The organism is Xanthomonas sp. NCPPB 3569 (assembly GCF_041475645.2).
GTDB classification, from domain to species: Bacteria; Pseudomonadota; Gammaproteobacteria; order Xanthomonadales; family Xanthomonadaceae; genus Xanthomonas; species Xanthomonas phaseoli.
In genome coordinates, this window is the sequence record NZ_CM192969.1 from 1,485,014 (window position 1) to 1,505,932 (window position 20,919).

At 65.7% G+C, this 20,919-nt stretch carries 18 protein-coding genes and 1 pseudogene; 15 read left to right on the forward strand and 4 right to left on the reverse strand.

Annotated features, from left to right (window positions below):
• Positions 1–107: 107 nt before the first annotated feature.
• The 3 genes from ACCQ03_RS06420 to ACCQ03_RS06430 form a co-directional block, all read right to left on the reverse strand.
• Complete coding sequence (locus tag ACCQ03_RS06420; protein WP_057677651.1) at positions 108–1,004, reverse strand: hydroxymethylglutaryl-CoA lyase; 897 nt, start codon at positions 1,002–1,004, stop codon at positions 108–110.
• Between the two features lie 106 nt (positions 1,005–1,110).
• Positions 1,111–1,500 carry a VOC family protein gene (locus ACCQ03_RS06425; RefSeq protein ID WP_057677652.1) on the reverse strand — a complete coding sequence of 130 codons (390 nt, stop codon included), beginning with the start codon at positions 1,498–1,500 and terminating at the stop codon, positions 1,111–1,113.
• Positions 1,497–2,294: an enoyl-CoA hydratase-related protein gene (locus ACCQ03_RS06430; protein WP_057677653.1), complete on the reverse strand. Its 798-nt coding sequence runs from the start codon at positions 2,292–2,294 to the stop codon at positions 1,497–1,499. The genes ACCQ03_RS06425 and ACCQ03_RS06430 overlap by 4 nt, the downstream gene beginning before the upstream one ends.
• A gap of 114 nt (positions 2,295–2,408) precedes the next feature.
• Between ACCQ03_RS06430 and ACCQ03_RS06435 the strand changes: the two genes are divergently transcribed.
• The 14 genes and pseudogenes from ACCQ03_RS06435 (at position 2,409) to recJ (ending at position 18,037) form a co-directional block, all read left to right on the forward strand.
• Positions 2,409–2,657 (forward strand): FeoA family protein, encoded by a 249-nt coding sequence (locus ACCQ03_RS06435; RefSeq protein WP_003486267.1) that lies wholly within the window; start codon positions 2,409–2,411, stop codon positions 2,655–2,657.
• Complete coding sequence (gene feoB / locus ACCQ03_RS06440; RefSeq protein ID WP_209227373.1) at positions 2,654–4,513, forward strand: ferrous iron transporter B; 1,860 nt, start codon at positions 2,654–2,656, stop codon at positions 4,511–4,513. The genes ACCQ03_RS06435 and feoB overlap by 4 nt, the downstream gene beginning before the upstream one ends.
• Position 4,514: 1 nt before the next feature.
• The gene (locus tag ACCQ03_RS06445; RefSeq protein WP_022559069.1) at positions 4,515–4,769 is read left to right on the forward strand and encodes a DUF6587 family protein; all 255 of its coding nucleotides are present in this window, start codon (positions 4,515–4,517) and stop codon (positions 4,767–4,769) included.
• 60 nt (positions 4,770–4,829) lie between these two features.
• Positions 4,830–5,330, forward strand: a pseudogene (locus ACCQ03_RS06450) (nuclear transport factor 2 family protein).
• Positions 5,331–5,557: 227 nt separating this feature from the next.
• The gene (locus ACCQ03_RS06455) at positions 5,558–6,760 is read left to right on the forward strand and encodes an aminotransferase-like domain-containing protein (RefSeq protein ID WP_057677654.1); all 1,203 of its coding nucleotides are present in this window, start codon (positions 5,558–5,560) and stop codon (positions 6,758–6,760) included.
• On the forward strand, positions 6,757–7,476 hold the full coding sequence (locus tag ACCQ03_RS06460) for an MOSC domain-containing protein (RefSeq protein ID WP_057677655.1): 720 nt from the start codon (positions 6,757–6,759) through the stop codon (positions 7,474–7,476). The genes ACCQ03_RS06455 and ACCQ03_RS06460 overlap by 4 nt, the downstream gene beginning before the upstream one ends.
• Before the next feature lie 407 nt (positions 7,477–7,883).
• Positions 7,884–8,600 carry a 4-hydroxy-tetrahydrodipicolinate reductase gene (gene dapB / locus ACCQ03_RS06465; RefSeq protein ID WP_017155291.1) on the forward strand — a complete coding sequence of 239 codons (717 nt, stop codon included), beginning with the start codon at positions 7,884–7,886 and terminating at the stop codon, positions 8,598–8,600.
• A gap of 239 nt (positions 8,601–8,839) precedes the next feature.
• Positions 8,840–10,018 carry a glutamine-hydrolyzing carbamoyl-phosphate synthase small subunit gene (gene carA, locus ACCQ03_RS06470; protein ID WP_057677656.1) on the forward strand — a complete coding sequence of 393 codons (1,179 nt, stop codon included), beginning with the start codon at positions 8,840–8,842 and terminating at the stop codon, positions 10,016–10,018.
• A gap of 69 nt (positions 10,019–10,087) precedes the next feature.
• Positions 10,088–11,236 (forward strand): AAA family ATPase, encoded by a 1,149-nt coding sequence (locus tag ACCQ03_RS06475; RefSeq protein ID WP_244664098.1) that lies wholly within the window; start codon positions 10,088–10,090, stop codon positions 11,234–11,236.
• A complete protein-coding gene (locus ACCQ03_RS06480; RefSeq protein ID WP_209227375.1) occupies positions 11,233–11,640 on the forward strand; it encodes a PIN domain-containing protein in 408 nt (135 codons plus the stop codon). Before ACCQ03_RS06475 ends, ACCQ03_RS06480 begins: the two co-directional genes overlap by 4 nt.
• A gap of 8 nt (positions 11,641–11,648) precedes the next feature.
• On the forward strand, positions 11,649–14,891 hold the full coding sequence (carB, locus tag ACCQ03_RS06485) for a carbamoyl-phosphate synthase large subunit (RefSeq protein WP_057677658.1): 3,243 nt from the start codon (positions 11,649–11,651) through the stop codon (positions 14,889–14,891).
• A gap of 8 nt (positions 14,892–14,899) precedes the next feature.
• On the forward strand, positions 14,900–15,364 hold the full coding sequence (greA, locus tag ACCQ03_RS06490) for a transcription elongation factor GreA (RefSeq protein WP_170922320.1): 465 nt from the start codon (positions 14,900–14,902) through the stop codon (positions 15,362–15,364).
• Positions 15,365–15,380: 16 nt separating this feature from the next.
• On the forward strand, positions 15,381–16,301 hold the full coding sequence (locus ACCQ03_RS06495) for a phosphoglycerate mutase (protein ID WP_209227377.1): 921 nt from the start codon (positions 15,381–15,383) through the stop codon (positions 16,299–16,301).
• Positions 16,298–18,037: a single-stranded-DNA-specific exonuclease RecJ gene (gene recJ, locus ACCQ03_RS06500; protein ID WP_209227379.1), complete on the forward strand. Its 1,740-nt coding sequence runs from the start codon at positions 16,298–16,300 to the stop codon at positions 18,035–18,037. The genes ACCQ03_RS06495 and recJ overlap by 4 nt, the downstream gene beginning before the upstream one ends.
• 325 nt (positions 18,038–18,362) lie before the next feature.
• Here recJ and ACCQ03_RS06505 read toward each other — a convergent pair whose 3' ends face one another.
• A complete protein-coding gene (locus tag ACCQ03_RS06505; protein WP_057677661.1) occupies positions 18,363–19,577 on the reverse strand; it encodes an acyltransferase family protein in 1,215 nt (404 codons plus the stop codon).
• Between the two features lie 159 nt (positions 19,578–19,736).
• On the opposite strand from ACCQ03_RS06505, the gene ACCQ03_RS06510 reads away from it, so the two are divergent.
• A complete protein-coding gene (locus tag ACCQ03_RS06510; RefSeq protein ID WP_057677662.1) occupies positions 19,737–20,684 on the forward strand; it encodes a LytTR family DNA-binding domain-containing protein in 948 nt (315 codons plus the stop codon).
• Positions 20,685–20,919 lie beyond the last annotated feature (235 nt).

Sequence of the window (20,919 nt, forward strand, 5' to 3'; positions counted from 1 at the left end):
CGGTGTTGGCGGCAAACGAACGAGCGGCGGAGCGGGCGGCAATTCTAGCCGAAGCCCCCGCGTGATCGCGGTGGTAGGTGATGCACGAATGCGCGGGCAGCAATCCCTCAGCCGGCGGCAGCCAGCGCCTTGCCGACCTTGCTGCCGGTGTCGCGACCGAGCAGCTGCGCCAGCCAGCGGCCGGTGCGGGCCAGGGCGGGCAGGTCGATGCCGGTGGGCATGCCCAGCCCGTGCAACAGGTACACCACGTCTTCGCTGGCAACGTTGCCGCTGGCGCCCTTGGCATACGGGCAGCCGCCCGCACCGGACACGGCCGCATCGATCACGCGGACGCCTTGCTCCAGGCATGCAGCGATATTGGCCAGCGCCTGCCCATAGGTATCGTGGAAATGCACCGCCAACGCCTGCATCGGCACCGCCTGCGCCACTGCGGCCAGCATCTGACGCGCCTTGAGCGGCGTGCCCACCCCGATGGTGTCGCCCAGCGAGATTTCATAGCAGCCGAGCGCGTGCAGACGTTGCGCCACATCGACCACATCGGCCACCGGCACCTCGCCCTGGTACGGGCAGCCCAGCACGGTGGAGACGTAGCCGCGCACGCGCACACCGTCGAGCGCGGCCTGCTGCAGGATCGGCCGAAACCGTTCGATCGATTCGTCGATGCCGGCGTTGGTATTGGTGCGATTGAACGCCTCCGACGCGGCGGTGAAGACCGCCACTTCCTGCACCCCGGCCGCGCGTGCGCGTTCGTAGCCCTGCAGGTTGGGCACCAGCACCGGATATGCGATGCCCGGCGCCTGCGCGATGCCGGCAAACACCTCGGCGGCGTCGGCCAGCTGCGGTACCCAGCGTGGGCTGACGAAGCTGGTCGCTTCGATCGTGCGCAGCCCGGTAGCCGAGAGTTGATCGATCAACGCGATCTTGTCGGCAGTGGCGATCGGTTGCGCTTCGTTTTGCAGGCCATCGCGTGGGCCAACTTCGACAATGCGGACGAAGTCGCTCATGCGCTTACATCGCTGTGCGCATGACGGCGTGCAGACATCGCCGCAACCTCGTGCATGGTGGCGGTCGAATGCGCGAACAAGGAAACCAGGGACATCGGAAAGAGACTCATGCGGGGAGGTGGCAGACCGCTTCGCAATTGTTGCCGTCAGGGTCGAGCACGAAGGCGCTGTAATAGTGTGCGTGGTAATGCGGGCGCAGGCCCGGTGCACCGTGATCGCGGCCACCGGCGGCCAGCGCAGCGCGATGAAACGCATCGACGCTGTCGCGGTCGGTCGCCGTCAGCGCGACATGGGTGGTGCCCGGCGTCTGCGCGTGGGAGCCCAGCCAGAGAAACGGGCGCCCGGTGCCGAAACCGGCATGCGCGTGGCCGCCGGTTTGCGCGGCCGTCAACTCCACCAGCAGCGTGATGCCCAGTGGCGCAAGCGCGGCCCGGTAGAAGGCGGTGCTGGTTTGCAGATCGCTGCAGGCCAGGCCGATATGGTCGATCGCGCTCACGCCAGGCTCTCCGGCATCCACGCGGCGCTGCGCTTGTCGAGAAACGCACCCAGGCCTTCCTGGCCTTCGGGGGACACGCGCAGACGGGCGATCAACGCCGCATTGGCGGCATCGATGGCATCGCGGTCGGCAGCTGGCAGCACCGAGCGCACCAGCGCCTTGGCGCTGCCGGCGGCCAGCGGCGCCGCAGCCAGCAGCAGGCGAACCTGGCGCTCCACGGCGATATCCAGCTGATCGGCAGCCACCAGCTGGTGCAGCAGACCCAGCAACTGCGCGGTGCCGGCATCGAAGATCTCGGCGGTGGCGAACCAGCGCCGCGCCTGGCGCGCGCCGATCGCTGCAACCACATAGGGCGAGATGACCGCCGGCAGCAGGCCGAGCTTGCTTTCGGTCAGTCCGAAGCGCGCCTCGGTACAACCGATGGCGATATCGCAGCACGCCACCAGGCCGACACCGCCGCCGAAGGCGGCGCCGTTGACGCGCGCGATGGTGGGCTTGGGCAATTCATCCAGGGTGCGCATCAGCTGCGCCAGCGCCAGTGCGTCGGCGGCGTTCTCGGCTTCGCTGGCGCTGGCCATGCCGCGCATCCAGTTCAGGTCTGCGCCGGCCGAAAAGGCCGCGCCATCACCGGTCAGCACGACGACGCGGATCTGTGACGCCCGGCCCGCCTCGCGTAATGCATCGGTCAGCGCGGCGATCAGCGTCGCATCGAAGGCGTTGTGGATTGCGGAGCGATGCAATCGCAGGGTACGGACCGCTCCGTGGTCTTCGACGATCAAGCCGGTGTCCTGCATTGCGTACGTCCATGAATGGGATGCGAACCATGATAGCGGGCCGGGTCGCCGGAGCCATGACGCGGTGCGTCGATGCTAGAATTGAGAACCATTCCTAACAATCAGGCCGTCTTTGTGACGCTGTCCGACATGCCTTTGCATCGTGCCGCCATCGTGGACTCCGTGGAGGATCGTCTCCCCAACGACACGATCGCCCGGCGCTTGCGGGAGTTGGGGTTTGTCGCAGGCGAGGAAGTCACGGTGCTGGCGACCGGACCGGTCGGCCGCGAGCCGTTGTTGGTACAGGTGGGCTATACGCGCTTTGCCCTGCGGCGCAGCGAGGCTGCGCGCGTACAGGTGCGCCATGCGGGAGGATCGGCATGAGCGCGGCCACCGTCCCGCTGCGCCTGGCGTTGGTCGGCAACCCCAACAGCGGCAAGACCGCATTGTTCAACCAGCTGACCGGCAGCCGGCAGAAAGTGGCCAATTACACCGGCGTCACCGTCGAGCGTAAGGAAGGGCACTTCCGCGCACCCTCCGGGCGCGAGTTTGCGGTACTGGATCTGCCCGGCGCCTACAGCCTGCAACCGGCGAGCCTGGATGAGGCGATCACCCGCGACCTGTGCCGTGGCTTCTATCCGGGCGAGCCGGCGCCGGACGTGCTGGTCTATGTGATGGATGCGACCAATCTGCGCCTGCATCTGCGCTTTGCGTTGGAGTTGCGCGAGCTCGGCCGGCCGATGATCGTGGCGCTGAACATGATGGATGCCGCGCAGCGACGCGGGATCGTCATCGACCTGCCGGCACTGGAGCAGGCGCTCGGCGTGCCGGTGGTCGAAACGGTGGCGGTGCGGCGCGGTGGTGCCAAGGTGCTGGTCGAGCGGCTCGATGCACAGGCGGCACGCCTGGCGGCGCCCGCCGCCAATCCGCCGGCCGACGGTAATTATCACGCGCTGGTGCGGCAGATCCTCGGCGCAGCGGTGACCATGCCCACCCGCACCTCGCGGGTGGACGACGCGCTGGACCGCTGGCTGCTGCATCCGGTCTGGGGCCTGGTCACCCTGGCGGTGGTGATGTTCCTGATCTTCCAGGCGGTCTATGCCTGGGCCGCGCCGGTCATGGACCTGATCGACGGCGGCACCGCTGCCCTGGGCGATTGGGTCGGCGCGACGTTGCCGGAAGGTCCGCTCAACAGCTTGCTCAAGGATGGCGTCATCGCCGGGCTTGGCGGGGTGATCGTGTTCCTGCCGCAGATCCTGATCCTGTTCGCCTTCATCCTGGCATTGGAAGAATCCGGCTATCTGCCGCGTGCGGCGTTTCTGCTCGATCGCATGATGTCGGTGGCCGGTTTGTCGGGGCGCTCGTTCATTCCGCTGTTGTCGAGTTTTGCGTGTGCGGTGCCGGGCATCATGTCCACGCGCAGCATCCAGGACCCGCGCGACCGGCTCGCCACCATCATGGTCGCGCCGCTGATGACGTGTTCGGCGCGGCTGCCGGTGTATGCGTTGTTGATCGGCGCCTTCATTCCGCAGAAGACGGTGTGGGGCATTTTCAACCAGCAGGGGCTGGTGCTGTTCGGTCTGTACGCTGCGGCCATCGTCAGTGCGCTGCTGGTCTCGTGGACGATGAAGAAATGGCGGCGCGACAAGAGCGAGCACCCGTTGATGCTGGAGCTGCCGTCCTACCGCGTGCCGCAGGTACGCGACTTGGCGCTGGGGCTGTGGGAGCGCGCCTGGATCTTCCTCAAGCGCGTGGGCGGCATCATCCTGGCGCTGACCATCCTGCTGTGGTTCCTGCTGTCGTTTCCCGAGGCGCCGGCCAACGCCACCTTGCCGCCAATCGACTACAGCTTCGCCGGTCGTATCGGCCACGCAATGGCGGTGTTCTTCGCACCGCTGGGCTTCAACTGGCAGATCTGCATCGCGTTGATTCCCGGTCTGGCCGCGCGCGAAGTGGCGGTGGCCTCGCTGGCCACGGTGTACGCGTTGTCTGCAGCCGACGATGACGCGGCAGCGCAGGCGTTGTCGCCGCTGATCAGCGACGGGTGGTCGCTGGCCACCGCGTTGTCGCTGCTGGTCTGGTACATCTACGCACCGATGTGCATTTCCACGCTGGCCACGATCAAGCGCGAAACCAACTCGTGGAAACAGATGACCATCAGCGCGGTGTACCTGTTCGCGCTGGCCTACCTGGCCTCGCTGGCGACCTACCAGCTGGCCGTGCTGCTGGGAGCCGGCTGAGATGACGCTTTCGCTCACGCTGCAATACCTGGTGATCGCCATCGCCGTGCTGGTCAGCCTGTGGGTGGTGATGAAGAAACAGTTTCCCGGTGTGCTGCGTCGCCTGCGTGGCGCGCTTGCGCTTGGGCTGCTGCGCAACGGGCGGCCGGCATGGATGCAGGCACTGGGGCGTCGCGTGGCACCGCCTGCCGCCCAAACCGTCTCGGCCTGCGGCGGTTGCGACAGCTGTGGCCCGACCCCGCCCCGCAGCCACTGACCCGCGTCGTCTGGTCTACACTTGCGCGGCCGCAGGACGCGGCAAGACAAGGGGGCGGTGATGCGATTGCTGGTGTTGTTGGCGGTGCTGGCCGCCGTTGCGGGCCTTTATAACTATGGCGGCAACGCGCTCGACGAGAAGCAGGTGCGCGATTTCTATGCCGCGCACGACAAGGCGATGTTGAGCCAGGACGGCGAGGCGCTCTGCGCGATGACCGCGCCGGAATTCGAAATGGTGGTGTTGTACCGCATGGATTCGCATCAGCAGCGGCAAACCGCCACCCGCGAGAAATATTGCAAATCCAACGGCGAATGAGCACAGGTGCTGCGGCAGATGAGCCACGTGGCCGATCCGGAAGAGCTGATCGACTACAAGCAGTCGATCACCAAGATCGACATCGCCGCAGACGAACACTCGGCGATGGTCGAAACCCGCGCCACGCTCGGTCTGCCGGGCGTGCGCATGACCTTTCGCACCCGCGACAAGGTGATCCGCAAGCGCTGGAAGACGCTCATCGCCCACAGCGAAGGCACCGCCTGGGTCGGCCCGGCGTACCAATAAGCGCCGTGGGCCAGGCGTCTGCGCTTGCTGCCCGGCGGCGCGGTCGGCGCTGGGTGCGGCCTGTGCGATGCGGACAGGGCAGGTGCAGTGCGCCCTCCACGGTTGGCTGATGATTGCCGGCGACGTGCCGCTGGCCTCTGGACTCCGTACCGGGCAAGACGGGCGGCCAGCGATCCGTCGCTGCATTGCACAGCGCCGCAACCACTGGCGTTCGCTATGCTTGTGCCATGACGACCTCCTTCCAGATCTCCCGACGTGCGCAGGCGCTGACCAGTTCGGCGATTCGCGAAATCCTCAAGGTGACCGAACGGCCGGAGGTCATTTCCTTCGCCGGCGGCCTGCCGTCGCCAGCCACCTTTCCGGTGGAGCGCATGCGCGCTGCCAGCGACCAGGTGCTGCGCGACGCCCCGCAGGCGGCCTTGCAATACGGCCCCACCGAGGGTTATGCGCCGCTGCGCGAATGGGTGGCCGCACGGCTGAGTCGCGATGGCGCCAGCATCCGCCCCAGCCAGGTGCTGATCACCACCGGCTCGCAACAAGGCCTGGACCTGCTCGGCAAGGTCTTCATCGACGAAGGCAGCAAGGTGTTGGTGGAAACGCCGAGCTACCTGGGCGCGTTGCAGGCATTTTCGTTGTTCCAGCCGGCATTCGTCGGCATGCCCTCGGACGCGGATGGCGTGGTGGTGGATGCGCTGGATCCGTCGTTGCTGGCCGATGCGCGCTTTCTGTACTGCCTGCCGAATTTTCAAAATCCCACCGGCCGGCGCTTGCCGTTGGCGCGTCGCCAGGCCTTGGTGGCGCGTGCGGCCGAGGCAGGTGTGCCGATTGTCGAAGACGACCCGTATGGCGAGCTGTATTACAGCGGTGAGCCGTTGCCGAGCCTGTTGTCGATGAACCCGGAAGGCGTCATCTACATGGGCTCGTTTTCCAAGGTGCTCGCGCCCGGCCTGCGGCTGGGTTACGTGGTGGCGCCCGAGGCAGTGCTGGGCAAGCTGATCCAGGCCAAGCAGGCAGCCGATCTGCATACGCCATCGTTCACCCAGCGCGTGGTGTACCAGACCTTGCAGGACGATTTTCTCCAGACCCATATTCCGCAGATCCGGGCGCTGTACGCGCGCCAGTGCAGCCTGATGCTGGAGGCACTGGACCGGCACTTCCCGGCGCAGGTGCAGTGGAATCGCCCGGAGGGCGGCATGTTCTTGTGGGTGACCTTGCCACCGGGGCTGGATGGGACTGCGTTGCTGGCGCGAGCCATCGCACGCAATGTCGCGTTCGTACCCGGCGCGCCGTTCTACGCCACCTTGCCGCAGACCAATACGCTGCGCCTGTCGTTCGTCACCGTCCCCGGCGAGAAGATCGATGCCGGCATCCAGGTGCTGGGCGAGTTGCTGCGCGAGGCGCTGGCCGAATTGCCAGGCCAGGGCGCGTGACAGGGGCGACGGCAGAGCAGGGTGCGCCGATGGCGATCAGGATCGACCACGTCGCCATCGGCAGCGCGCGCGACTTCACGCGCCCTGGCAGCCGCAGTGCGATCGACAAACGTCCGCTGCAGGGGGCGGTGCAGGTGGGCATCGAAGGCCTGGAGGGCGACGAGCAGGGCGACCGGCGCGTGCATGGCGGGCCGGACAAGGCCATCCATCATTACCCACGCGATCACTACGTCGCCTGGCGCGAGGAACTTGGTCCGCACGTGTTGCTGGAGGCGGCAGGTGCCTTCGGCGAAAACCTCAGCAGCGTGGGCGTGACCGAAGCCGATGTCTGTCTCGGCGATCGCTTCACCTTGGGCACTGCAGTGGTGGAGGTGTCGCAGTTGCGACAACCGTGCTGGAAGCTCTCGGACCGCTTTGGCGTGCGCGAGCTGGCGCGGCGCGTGCAGGAAACCGGCCGTACCGGCTGGTATTACCGCGTGTTGCAGCCGGGCAGCGTTGCGGCCGGCGACCTGCTGACCCTGCAGACGCGGCCGCATCCGGATTGGCCGCTGTCCCGTCTGCAGCAGGTGCTATACGCGCGTCAGGTCGACGTTGCAGCCGTCACCGCGGTATTGCAGCTGCCGCTGGTGCCGTCCTGGCGCACGCTTTTCGAACGCCGCCTGCAGCGCAGCGAAGTGGAAAGCTGGAGCAAGCGGCTGGAGGGTATCGGCGATTAAGCGCGGCAAACAAAGCTGCTGCGCAGTGCCAGGCGGATGTGGTCGCTGCTTGCGTCGGCTTGTGCGGCACGTATAGGCGCTTGCGCCGGGCGTCTCCCACGCCGGGATGAAAGATGCACGCTCCTTGCGATAGCCATGCTTAGAGCGGCCGACATCACTGCTTTATATAGGTGGCCGTGCAGCTCACGAAGTCGGCAGAGTCCAGTTGCATTCCTGCGGCTCTCCACTCGTCGCTACCCCTCCAAGAACCCTTCGCCACGCCTCGTCGCCCGCCACGAAAGCGACCAGTCGCGCGACCCCGCAACGCCGCATCGTGCGCAGTGCGGCACTGCGGCGACGAATCGCTAATCCCAACTCCCCAATCCCGGCTATCGTGTACCCCCCACATCGCCAAGCCAGCCGCCGCCATGACAACCTCTGCTGTGAAAGTTCTGATCCACGGCGCCTCCGGGCGGATGGGCAAGGCGTTGCTGCGATTGGCCGCCGAAGACCAGGCCTTGCAGGTGGTCGGGGCCGTGGTGGGTCGCTCGCCCTCCCAGCGCGTGGTCGATGGGGTGCCGTTCTTCGCTGCCAGCGAACTCGGCGGCGCGCCTGCGTTCGATGTGGCCATCGATTTCAGTTTGCCGCAGGGCTTCGCACCGATCCTGGCGTTGTGCGCGCAGCGGGGCAAGCCGCTGGTGTCCGGCACCACCGGGCTCGACGAGGCGCAGCGTGCGGCCTTGCGCGATGCCGCCCAGCAGATTGCGCTGGTGTGGGCGTCCAACTTCAGTCTCGGCGTTGCGGTGCTGACCGAGCTGGTGGAGCGCGCGGCCGGCACCTTGCCGGGTTGGGACTGCGACATCCTCGAAGCGCATCACGTGCACAAGCAGGACGCGCCCTCCGGCACTGCGTTGACGCTGGGCGAAGCGGCGACCGGCAGCGGCGCACAGCCGCGCTATGTCAGCCTGCGTGCCGGCGACATCGTCGGCGAACACACCGTGCAGTTCACCGGGCTGGGCGAGAGGGTCGAGCTGGTGCATCGCGCGACCAACCGCGACATCTTCGCGCGTGGTGCCTTGCATGCGGCCAAGCGGCTGATCGGCAAGCCGGCAGGCAGCTACCGCGTGCGCGATCTGGTGCTGTAAGCACGCCCTCAGCCATGCATGAACGGTAGCCGCACGTCGCGGCCCATTCATGCCTCGGCGTTGACGCGCGCCTGCATCCGATGCTCTTCAGACTGGCATGGCAGGGCAGTTGCCTTTACAATTCTCGCTTGCCCGAACCAGCGTCGGACCGGTCCCCAGCACCGCGTCCGCGCTTTGCTGCAACCGGAATTTGGCCGGGAGCGCATCGGAGTCCCAGGCAGCCAGAGCGAGACCCCCACGTGACCCAACCCGCAATCCTTGTCCTCGAAGACGGCACCGTGTTCGAGGGCGAATCCGTAGGCGCCAACGGGCTTTCCGTCGGTGAAGTGGTGTTCAACACCGCCATGACCGGCTATCAGGAAGTCCTGACCGATCCCTCCTACGCCCGCCAGATGGTCACGCTGACCTATCCGCATATCGGCAACACGGGCTTTACCGATCAGGACGACGAAGCCCGCAAGATCTGGGCGGCCGGCCTGATCGTGCGCGATGTGCCGCGCCGCCCCAGCAGCTGGCGCAGCCAGGTGGCCTTGCCGGAATGGCTGCAGGCCCGCGGTGTGGTTGCCATCTCCGGCATCGACACCCGCAAGCTGACCCGCCTGCTGCGGCAGAAGGGCGCCCAGAATGGCGCGCTGATGGCCGGCGAGATCGACGTCGAAAAAGCGCTGGAAGCCGCACGCAAGTTCCCCGGCCTGAAAGGCATGGATCTGGCCAAGGTGGTCTCGACCGAGAGCAGCTACAACTGGAAGGAAGGTTCGCTGGATCTGAACTCGGACAGCTTTCTGGGTCTGGGCGCGTTGAATAGTGGAAAGTCCGCGCAGGGAAGTACCGGCTCTGGCGAGGGACACGCATTCAAGGTCGTGGCCTACGACTACGGCGTCAAGCTCAACATCCTGCGCATGCTGGCCGAGCGCGGCTGCGATGTCACCGTGGTGCCGGCGCAGACCCCGGTGGCAGAGGTGCTGGCGATGAACCCGGATGGCGTGTTCCTGTCCAACGGCCCGGGCGACCCGGAGCCGTGCGACTACGCAATCGCTGCGATCAAGGAGTTGGTGGCGCACAAGGTGCCGACCTTCGGCATCTGCCTGGGCCATCAGTTGCTGGCGCTGGCTGCCGGCGCCAAGACGCTCAAGATGACCACCGGCCACCACGGCGCCAACCACCCGGTGCAGGATCTGGACGGCGGCCGGGTGATGATCACCTCGCAGAACCACGGTTTTGCAGTGGATGAAAGCACCTTGCCGGCCAACGTGCGGGTCACTCACCGCTCGTTGTTCGACGGCACCAACCAGGGCATCGCGCTCACCGACGCACCGGCGTTCTCGTTCCAGGGCCATCCGGAGGCCTCGCCGGGACCGCGCGATGTGGGGCCGCTGTTCGACCGGTTCACGGCGCTGATGGCTGAAGCGAAAGCTTGAACACCGTCGCCGCGCCATGTGCTCGCTTTGGTGACTGCGCGGCACACCCTGGATTCAGTGGAGATTCCAATGCTTGATCGCATCGACATTGAAGGTTTGAAGGGAGTCGGCAAGGTGGAGCTGCGGTTCGATGCAGCCAGCCGGGCGCGCGTGCTTTTCGGTGTCAACGGCGTTGGCAAGACAAGGTCGTTAGAGGCCATCTATGGTGCGTTGCTATTCACCAATGAGGAGTTTTTGCGGGTCGAGAGTAATTCGGTGGTCCATGCCGGACAAAGCGTTCCCGCATCCGCTGTCCTTATCGACGATGCGCAGTACCTAGTGGATCTGCCCCCGCAGCAACTGATACATGTACGAGCTGTTGCTCCGCATGCAGTGCGTCACTCTCGTCCCTTGGTTTACATCGGAGCGGGTGGGCGCTCGTCGATAGGACGTCTGCCCACATCTATTGCGGCACTAGGAAACTTCGAGGAACGTAGGTCTCAGCACTTTGGCATGTTGTTGCAGGAGTGCGAAAGAGGTTCTTTGCGCTCTGCTGGAATGGATGCAGACATCCGGGTCTGGTTCATACAACGTGCGCAGTCGGTGAACCCCTTTCAAGTGGAAACGGACAATTTGCGTAACGAGATCGAGTCGGTGTTGAAGCTGCTGCATCGTATCGATCAGCGCGTGGATCCGGAGTTTCTACAGATAGACGGCTCGCAGCGAGTTTATCTGAGTATCGAACGTCAGATGCGTGAACTGGGCGAACTCAGTTCGGGCTTTGCCTCGGTGGTCAAGCTTTTTCAAGCGATCATTTCCGGCTATGCGGGTTTCAGCAACTCCAAGGATCTGCAGAACCTTCCGGGGGTGGTGCTGATCGACGAGATCGAAAGTCATCTCCACGTTGGTTGGCAGGTCAACATCGTCAGACATCTGAAGGCGCTGTTTCCGAACACGCAGTTCTTCATCAGCACCCACTCGCCGCTGGTGTTGACCCAACTTGAGCAAGGCGAGGCCTATCTGCTTGAGCGCGATGCGAAAGATGGAGTGGTCAAATCGTCTGTGATCGACTCGCCCAATATGAAGGCATTTGCGGACGTGCTTGAGGAGACCTTTGGGGTCGATCTCAATGCACTCAAGCGCGATGCACTGGTCAGCGAAGACCAGTCCGCCACCAAGCGTGCGTTGCTGGACCTGGTCAAGCAGCGCCGCGAGCGCCAGGGTGGAAAGCAGGCATGACTCGTCTGGTACTGCTGGATGCCAACCTGCTGATCGGCGCATTGGACGGGCAGGAGGGCAACGCGGCTCACGCAGCTTCGCTGTCGACGTTCGAGGCGCTGGTCGCCGATCCGGACGTCAAGATCGCGATCTCCCCGCTGATTCGATACGAAGTGTTGCGTGGCCTGGACGAGGCGGATGTCGAGGATGTGAACGCCATCCTCAACGACATGAAGGAGTTCGAAGTACGGGGCCTAGAGGCAATTCGTGCTGCGGAAGTATTCCGGAAAGCTCGCCAGACCAACATCAAGCTGGATAAGCGCAAATTCGACGTCTTCCATTGCGTCTGCGCAGAAATCAACGAACTCGAGATGCTCAGCAAGGATGAGGATATCGAGACGATTCAAAAACTTATGAAGGCCTGAAGAAGACAATGCCAAAGCGCACCGACCTTAAGACCATCCTCATCATCGGCGCCGGCCCGATCGTCATCGGCCAGGCCTGCGAGTTCGACTACTCCGGTGCGCAGGCGTGCAAGGCGCTGCGCGACGAGGGTTACCGCGTGGTGCTGGTCAACAGCAATCCGGCCACCATCATGACCGACCCGAACATGGCAGATGCCGTGTACATCGAGCCGATCAACTGGCAGACGGTCGAAAAGATCATTGCCAAGGAACAGCCCGATGCCCTGCTGCCGACCATGGGCGGGCAGACCGCGCTGAACTGCGCGCTGGACCTGGCCGACCACGGGGTGCTGGAGAAGTACAACGTCGAGCTGATCGGCGCCAAGCGCGAAGCCATCCGCATGGCCGAAGACCGCGAGCTGTTCCGCGTGGCGATGGGCGAGATTGGCCTGGAATGCCCGAAGGCCGCGGTCGCGCACACGCTGGAAGAAGCGCTGGAGATCCAGACCCGCGTCGGTTACCCGACCATCATCCGTCCCAGCTTCACCCTGGGCGGTAGCGGTGGCGGCATTGCCTACAACCGCGAAGAGCTGATCGAGATCGTCGGTCGCGGCCTGGAACTGTCGCCGACCACCGAAGTGCTGGTGGAAGAGTCGGTGCTGGGCTGGAAGGAATTCGAGATGGAAGTGGTCCGCGACACAGCGGACAACTGCATCATCGTCTGCTCGATCGAGAACCTGGATCCGATGGGCGTGCACACCGGCGACTCGATCACCGTGGCCCCGGCGCAGACCTTGACCGACAAGGAATACCAGCGCCTGCGCGATGCCTCGATCGCGGTGCTGCGCAAGATCGGCGTGGACACCGGCGGCTCGAACGTGCAGTTCGGCATCAGCCCGACCACCGGCCGCGTGGTCGTCATCGAAATGAACCCGCGCGTGTCGCGCTCCTCGGCGCTGGCATCCAAGGCCACCGGCTTCCCGATCGCCAAGGTCGCCGCCAAGCTGGCCGTGGGCTACACGCTGGACGAATTGAAGAACGAGATCACCGGTGGCCTGACCCCGGCCTCGTTCGAACCGTCGATCGACTACGTGGTCACCAAGATTCCGCGTTTTGCCTTCGAAAAATTCCCGCAAGCCGATGCGCGCCTGACCACGCAGATGAAGTCGGTCGGCGAAGTGATGGCGATGGGCCGCACCTTCTCCGAATCGCTGCAAAAGGCGCTGCGTGGCCTGGAAACCGGCAAGATCGGCCTGGACCCGACCGGCCTGGACCTGGGCAACGAAGACGACATGGCCACGCTCAAGCGCGAGCTCAAGGCACCGGGTCCGGAGCGGCTGTTCTACGTGGCCGATGCCTTCCGCGCCGGCATGACGGTGGCCGATGTGTATGCACTGTCGTTCATCGACCCCTGGTTCCTGGACCAGATCGAAGAAATCATCAGCCACGAACAGCAGCTGGCCGACGACGGCATGGCGGCGCTGGATGCGCCGCGCCTGCGCATGCTCAAGCGTGCCGGCTTCTCCGATGCGCGCATGGCGCAGCTGATCGGCAGCAACGAAGAATCGGTGCGCACCTTGCGCCGCGCGCTGAAGGTGCGCCCGGTCTACAAGCGCGTGGATTCGTGCGCGGCCGAATTTGCCACCAGCACGGCCTATCTGTATTCGACCTACGAGGACGAATGCGAGGCGCTGCCGACCGATCGCGACAAGATCATGATCCTGGGCGGTGGCCCCAACCGCATCGGCCAGGGCATCGAGTTCGATTACTGCTGCGTGCACGCGGCACTGGCGCTGCGCGATGACGGGTACGAGACCATCATGGTCAACTGCAATCCGGAAACCGTCTCCACCGACTACGACACGTCCGACCGTCTGTATTTCGAGCCGCTGACGCTGGAAGACGTGCTGGAAATCGTCGAGTTGGAAAAACCCAAGGGCGTGATCGTGCAGTACGGCGGGCAGACTCCGCTGAAGCTGGCACGTGCGTTGGAGGCCAATGGCGTGCCGGTGATCGGCACCTCGCCAGACTCGATCGACCTGGCCGAAGACCGCGAGCGTTTCCAGCAGCTGGTCGACAAGCTCGGCCTGAAGCAGCCGCCGAACCGCATCGCGCGCAATGCCGAAGAAGCCTTGGTGCTGGCGCGCGAAATCGGCTACCCGCTGGTGGTGCGCCCGAGCTACGTGCTGGGCGGTCGTGCTATGGAAATCGTCTACGGCGAATCCGACCTGGCGCGCTACGTGCGCGATGCGGTCAAGGTCTCCAACGATTCGCCGGTGCTGCTGGACCGCTTCCTCGACAACGCGGTGGAAGTGGACGTGGACATCATTGCCGACAAGGACGGCAACGTGCTGATCGGCGGGGTGATGGAACACATCGAAGAGGCCGGCGTGCACTCGGGCGATTCGTCGTGCTCGCTGCCGCCATATTCGCTCTCGCCGCAGACCCAGGCCGAGCTGCGTCGCCAGGTGGTGATGCTGGCCGAAGGCTTGAACGTGGTCGGCCTGATGAACACCCAGTTCGCGGTGCAGGTCAACGAAGCGGGCGACGACATCGTGTACCTGTTGGAAGTGAACCCGCGTGCCTCGCGCACGGTGCCGTTCGTGTCCAAGGCGATCGGCATGCCGCTGGCCAAGATCGCCGCACGTTGCATGGCCGGCAAGACGCTGGCCGAGCAGGGTGCCACCAAGGAAATCGTGCCGGACTATTACTCGGTGAAGGAAGCGATCTTCCCGTTCGCCAAGTTCCAGGGCGTGGACCCGATCCTCGGGCCGGAGATGCGCTCCACCGGTGAGGTGATGGGCGTGGGCCGCAGCTTCAGCGCCGCGTTCGCACGCGCGCAGGAAGCCGGTGGCATCAAGGCGCCGCCGGTCGGCAAGGCCTTCGTCTCGGTGCGCGACCCGGACAAGCAGCGCGTCTTGCCGGTGGCGCAGGCGCTGGTGGAGCGTGGCTTCACGCTGGTGGCCACGCGCGGTACCGGTGCCTGGCTGCAGCAGAACGGGCTGAGCTGCGAAATCGTCAACAAGGTGGCCGAAGGCCGCCCGCACATCGTCGATTCGATCAAGAACGGTGAGATCGTCTACATCGTCAACACCACTGAAGGTCGCGCTGCCATTTCGGATTCGTTCTCGATCCGCCGCGAAGCGCTGCAGCATCGCGTGACCTATTCGACCACTGTCGCCGGCGCCAAGGCGCTGGTGCAATCGCTGGAATTCCGCGGCACCGGCCCCGTGTGGTCGCTGCAGGAACTGCACAAGGAGCTGGAAGCATGAGAGCACCCATGACATCGAAGGGCGCGCAGCGCCTGCGCGAAGAGCTGGAGCATTTGAAGTCGGTCAAGCGCCCGGAGGTGATCAATGCGATCGCCGAAGCGCGTGCGCACGGCGACCTGAAGGAAAATGCCGAATACCACGCTGCGCGCGAGCAGCAGAGCTTTATCGAAGGCCGCATCAAGCAGCTGGAAAGCGAGCTTTCGCATGCCGAAATCATCGACATCACCAAGTTGTCGGCCGGTAACAAGATCGTGTTCGGCGCCACGGTGACGCTGGCCGATACCGAAACCGACGAAGAGAAGCGCTACCAGATCGTCGGCGACCTGGAAGCGGACATCAAGATGGGCCTGATCGCGATCTCCTCGCCGCTGGCACGTGCGTTGATCGGCAAGCTGGAAGGCGATTCGGTCACCATCGACGCGCCGGCCGGCCAGCGCGAGTACGAAGTCGTCAGCGTCGCCTACCTGGACTGACCGGCATCACTGCGCGATGACCACCGCCACGCTGCTGCTGCCGGAAAAACGCCGCCTGCCCGGAATCCTGGGCGACACGGCAGTGGCGCGTGCGCTTGCGCGCGCCGACGGGCACACCGCCGATGCCGGCGAAGTGGCGCAATTGCAGCGCCATTTCAGCCTGACCCCGGCGCACTGGCCGGTGGCCGCGTTGACGCGCCAGCTGGATGCCGGCGATGCCGCCGGCGCCACCTGGGTGCGCGCGGATCCGGCCTACGTGGTGCCGGACATGCAGGGTGCGCGGTTGATGGGCTACGGCGAGGCGCTCGGTGCCACCGCCGACGATCTGGCGGTGCTCTTGCCCATCCTCAAGCCGATGTTCGGCGATGCCGGCTTTTTGCTGGATGCGCCCACGCCGTCGCGTTGGTATCTGCGCCTGTCGCCAGATGCGAAATTGCCGGACTTCGCACCGCCCTATGTCGCCATTGGCGACGACTTGTTCGAGCACCTGCCGGCCGGCGACAGCGGGCGCCGCTGGCGGGCCTTGCTGACCGAAGCGCAGGTGCTGCTGCATCAACATCCGTGGAACGAGGGCCGCGTCGCCAGCGGCAAGCCGGCCATCAATTCGCTGTGGTTCTGGGGCGGCGGCGTGCTGCCGCACGCGGTGAGTTCGCCGCATCGGCAGGTGCGCAGCCGCGAATCGCTGCTGCGGGCGCTGGCGCTGGCGGCAGGCGCCGATGCGCAGGGCGAACAACGCGTCGATGCGCTGGTGGATCTGCGTCATCTGCGTTCGCTGCAGCAGTTCAGCGACGATGCGGTGGCGCCGCTGTTGGCGGCAATGGCGCGCGGCGAACTGGATCGGCTGGTGCTGGACTTCCAGGACGGCGAGAGCGTAGCGCTCACCCATGCGCAGCGCTGGCGTTTCTGGCGCACGCCGCGGGTGCAGCTGGCGCAATGACGTCGCCTCCACGGATCGTCCGGCGCCCCGCCGGGCAGGCCAGCAGTTGGCCCGAGACCATGTTGCCGCTGCTGCGCCGCATCTATGCAGCGCGTGGTGTCACCGATGCGCAAGGCGCGCAGCCGCGACTGGCCCAGTTGTTGTCGCCGGAATTGCTGCACAACAGCGGCGTGGCCGCCGAGCTATTGGCCGATGCGATCGCGCAGCAACGGCGCATCCTGGTGGTGGGCGATTTCGACTGCGATGGCGCCACCGCCTGCGCCGTCGGCGTGCGTGGCTTGCGCATGCTCGGCGCGCTGGATGTGCACCACGCCGTGCCCAATCGCATGGTGCATGGCTATGGCTTGTCGCCTGCGTTGGTCGACGGACTGGCAGCGTTGCAGCCGGATGTGCTGGTCACCGTCGATCACGGCATCGCCTGTCACGCCGGCGTGGCCGCAGCCAAGGCGCGCGGCTGGACGGTGCTGGTCACCGACCATCATCTGCCGGGCGAGACGCTGCCGCCGGCCGATGCGATCGTCGACCCGAACCTGGCCGAAGACACCTTCCCCAGCAAGACCCTGGCCGGGGTCGGGGTGATCTTCTATGTGTTGCTGGCGCTGCGGAAAGTGTTGCGCGCACGCGGCGCCTTTGCCGAGCGCGCCGAGCCTGACCTGTCGGTGCTGCTGGATCTGGTCGCAGTCGGTACCGTTGCCGATCTGGTGCCGCTGGATACCAACAACCGTGCGCTGGTGTCGGCCGGATTGCGTCGCCTGCGCGAGGGCAAGGGCTGCATCGGGTTGCGTGCCTTGATCGATGCCAGCGGGCGCGATGTGGCGCGGCTGAGCGCCAGCGATATCGGCTTTGCGCTCGGGCCACGCCTCAATGCGGCCGGTCGGCTCGAGGACATGGCGCTGGGTATCGAACTGTTGCTCAGTGAAGACTGGAGCCAGGCCCGCGAGATCGCCGGCACGTTGGAAGAGATCAACGCCGAACGCCGCGCGGTGCAGCAGTTGATGACCGACGATGCCGAGCACGCTGTCGCCAAGGTGGTGCTGGATGGCGATGGCGCATTGCCGATCGCCGCATGCCTGTTCGATGCCGAATGGCACCCGGGCGTGATCGGCCTGGTGGCCTCCAAACTCAAGGACCGCCTGCACCGTCCGGTGATCGCGCTGGCGCCGGCCGAGCCGGGCAGCAGCCAGTTGCGTGGCTCGGCGCGCTCGATTCCCGGCCTGCATATCCGCGATGTGCTGGCGGCGGTGGATGCGCGGCATCCCGGATTGATCCAGAAGTTCGGCGGCCATGCGATGGCAGCCGGCTTGAGTATCGAGCATGCGGCATTGGCCACGTTCGAGCAGGCCTTCCAGGCGCAGGTGACGGCGATGGTGGATGCCTCGCTGCTGCATGCCCAATTGCACAGCGACGGCGAACTGGCCGCGCACGAACTCGATCACCTGCATGCCGAAGCGCTGCGCGTGGCCGGTCCGTGGGGGCAGGGCTTTCCCGAGCCGCTGTTCGATGGTCAGTTCGAGGTGCTGCAGCACCGCGTGCTCAAGGAACGCCACCTCAAGCTGACCCTGCGGTGCCCCGGACGCGCGGAACCGCTCAATGCCATCCACTTCAATGGCTGGCGCGGCAGCGACCCCGCGCGCCTGGTGCGGCTGGCGTATCGGTTGGTGGCCGACGATTACCGCGGCGGCACGGCGGTGCAGTTGATCGTCGAGCATTGCGAGCCGGCGACAGTCACCGGCTGATCTGCGGTCCTGGCGCCGCCCAGGTTGGTGACATTCGTACTTGGTGTTATCCCCATGCAAATACGCTGGTGGCTGCCGAACGCGATCGCTGGGCAACTCGAGAGCGGATCAAGCATCGGCCCACGCGTTTCGAGCGAGCCTGCTGCTAGCCACTTGATAAGCGAAGCAGTACTCGGGGCAAGCATTACGGCGTCGCGAGCAGGGCGGGGCAAGTGGTGGTTCCAAGCGCACCGCGACGCGCAACCTGGATTGCGCCAGATGGCGCGTCCTGAGATGGCCCGCCGAATGAAGCGCACGTTGCAAGCGACGTGCGTCCCGCAGATTGTTACGACGCAACGGCCATAGCACCGAGCCGGCGGTTGACCGCTTGCGTGCGTCCACGCAAGCCGAACAACGGCCGCAGCCAGCGCACGCGCCGAATCACGTACTCATGCAGCGCCAGGCAGCCGACCACCGTGGCGGCAATCACCAGCGCCGGTTCCAGCCAGGCGTTCAACTGCAACGGCATCACCCAGTACAGCGCCACGATGATCAGGCTCTGATGCAGGATGTACCAGGGAAACACCGCGTCCGTGCAATAAGGCAGCCAGCGGAACGGCCGGTTCAAACGCTGCTTGGCCCAGCCCAGCAGGGTCAGCAGCGCCAGCCAGGTATAGGCCGCGCGTGCGACGTGTTCCAGGTTTTGCCATGGCAGCGCGGCCAGTGCCGGCGGCAGCTGCGCCGGCTGCACCTGCATGCCCAGAAAACGAATGCCCAACTCGGTGGTGATGGCCAGCACCGCAGTGACCAGGGTGAGCCAGCGCAGTTGCACGGCCAACTGCCAGAAGCGCTTGCTGCGTGCCAGCAGGTAGCCCAAGAGGAAGAGCGGGAACGATTCGGCATGCACGAACCAGTCGCCGACCAACGCATGGGTCGGCGGATGGCGCGGCATCACCCACATCACGCAGAACGCTTCCCACAAGATCGGCACCACCAGCAGGGCCGGCACCACCACTGCGGCGGGAAGCGGCGGGAAGGCCGGCAGCCGCACCAGCTTGGCCAGCGACACCAGCGCCATCAAGGCCACGGTGTAGGGCAGCAGGTAGGCCAGGTACCACAGGTGATTCCAGGTGATGCCGTGTTCCCAGCCATCGAAACTGCCGGCCGGCCACGGGCGCACCTGCCAGTAGCGCAGCATGAAGCTGCCAAAGCCGGTGGCGACCTTGCCGTTGCTCACGCCCTGGCAGTAGGCCTGCACCGCCACCACCACGAACATGCCGAACAGCAGGGGCGGCAGCAACCGCCCGCAGCGACGCAGTGCGAAGCGCCAGGGCGCGGCTTGCGGCTGCGACAACCCGATCGCAATGCCGGAGATCATGAACAGCAACGGCATTCGCCACCGGTTGAGCACGATCATCGGCCACTGCAACCACTCGGCCGTGTGCACGCTCTTGAGGTGGAACCCCCAGTCGGCCACATAGGCCATGCCCACGTGGTAGAGGATCAGCAGGGCGAAGGCGAAAACGCGCAAGGCATCGATATCGTGGCGGCGCTCGGTCATGGTCGGTGGCTGGTGAAGGAGTGGCTGCATCCTGCCCGCGGCCCCGCTCCAGCAGTGGTGTCAGGTGCGGAAAGCCCGGCCCGCGGTGACCAGTTGTGCCCACCCAGGGACGAATGGGGCCGGCAGGGATGGCGGTTTCGCCTTGTAGCGCAGGCCTCTATGATCGGCAGCTGCCAACTGCGGACGTGTGCCATGCAATCGACCGGGACGCGCCCGCCAATCCTCCACGACAGCGCCGGCCGCGCTGCCACACGCTGGGCGGTGGTGATCTGGTCGCTGGTGTTCTATTTGAGTGCGCTGGGCAACGTCTGGACCGCCTCGCTTGCCGCACGCCGCGATGGCCAGCCCATCGTGGTGTGGCAGGTGCTGAGCTGGGAGCTGAGCAGCGCCACTGCAGCGCTGCTGCTGTTGCCGGCGGTGGTGTGGCTCTGCGCACGCTGGCCATTGCATGCCGACGTCTGGGTGCGACGCCTGCCGGCGTATGTGATGGCTGCACTGGGCTGGTGGCTGCTGCATGTCGCCGGCATGGTGGTGCTGCGCATGCTGGTCTATGCCCTGGCCGGCGCACACTATGATTTCGGCGGCTGGCTGCAGTGGGTCTATGAGCTGTCCAAGGACCTGCGCACCTTTGCGTTGCTGGTGGCGGTGCAGCACACACTGGCCTGGTACGCACGGCGCCGTCAGGGCGAGGCACATCTGCTCGCCGCACCTGACGAAGGCCCGCCAGTGGAGCCGCTGGACCGCCCGGAGCGTTTTCTGGTGCGCAAGCTGGGACGCGATTTCCTGGTCGCGACCGCCGATATCGAGTGGATCCAGGCCTCGGGCAACTACGTCAACCTGCATGTGCGCGGCCACGATTACCCGTTGCGCAGCACCATGGCGGCAATCGAGGCCAAGCTGGATCCGGCCGTATTCGTGCGCATCCACCGCAGCTATCTGGTCAATCTGGGGCAGGTGCAGGCGATCGAGCCGTCCGATTCCGGCGACGCGCGCGTGCATCTGCGCGATGCCAGCGTGTTGCCATGCAGTCGCAGCCATCTGGCCGGTTTGCGTACCCATGCCGGGCAGGGCGCCGCTGCGCCCAGACCTGACGCACTGGTGGCGTAACCCCCTGCTGCGTGCCCGTTGGTCACCGGCGTCTGGTCCCAAATTCGTCCCTGGCCCAGGCGCCGCCGGGTCGCAGCTGCTGCGATATCGACGCGCAACGGTGGCCATCGGCGGAACCTGCGGTCGCGCGTGGCAGCCAGGCGCCTGGCGCCTGGCGTGCCGCAGGTGTTGCAGCACGCGCGGCCACGGCTCCACCGCGTTCCGCCGCCGCCGCCCGCTTGCTAAACTAGCCCGC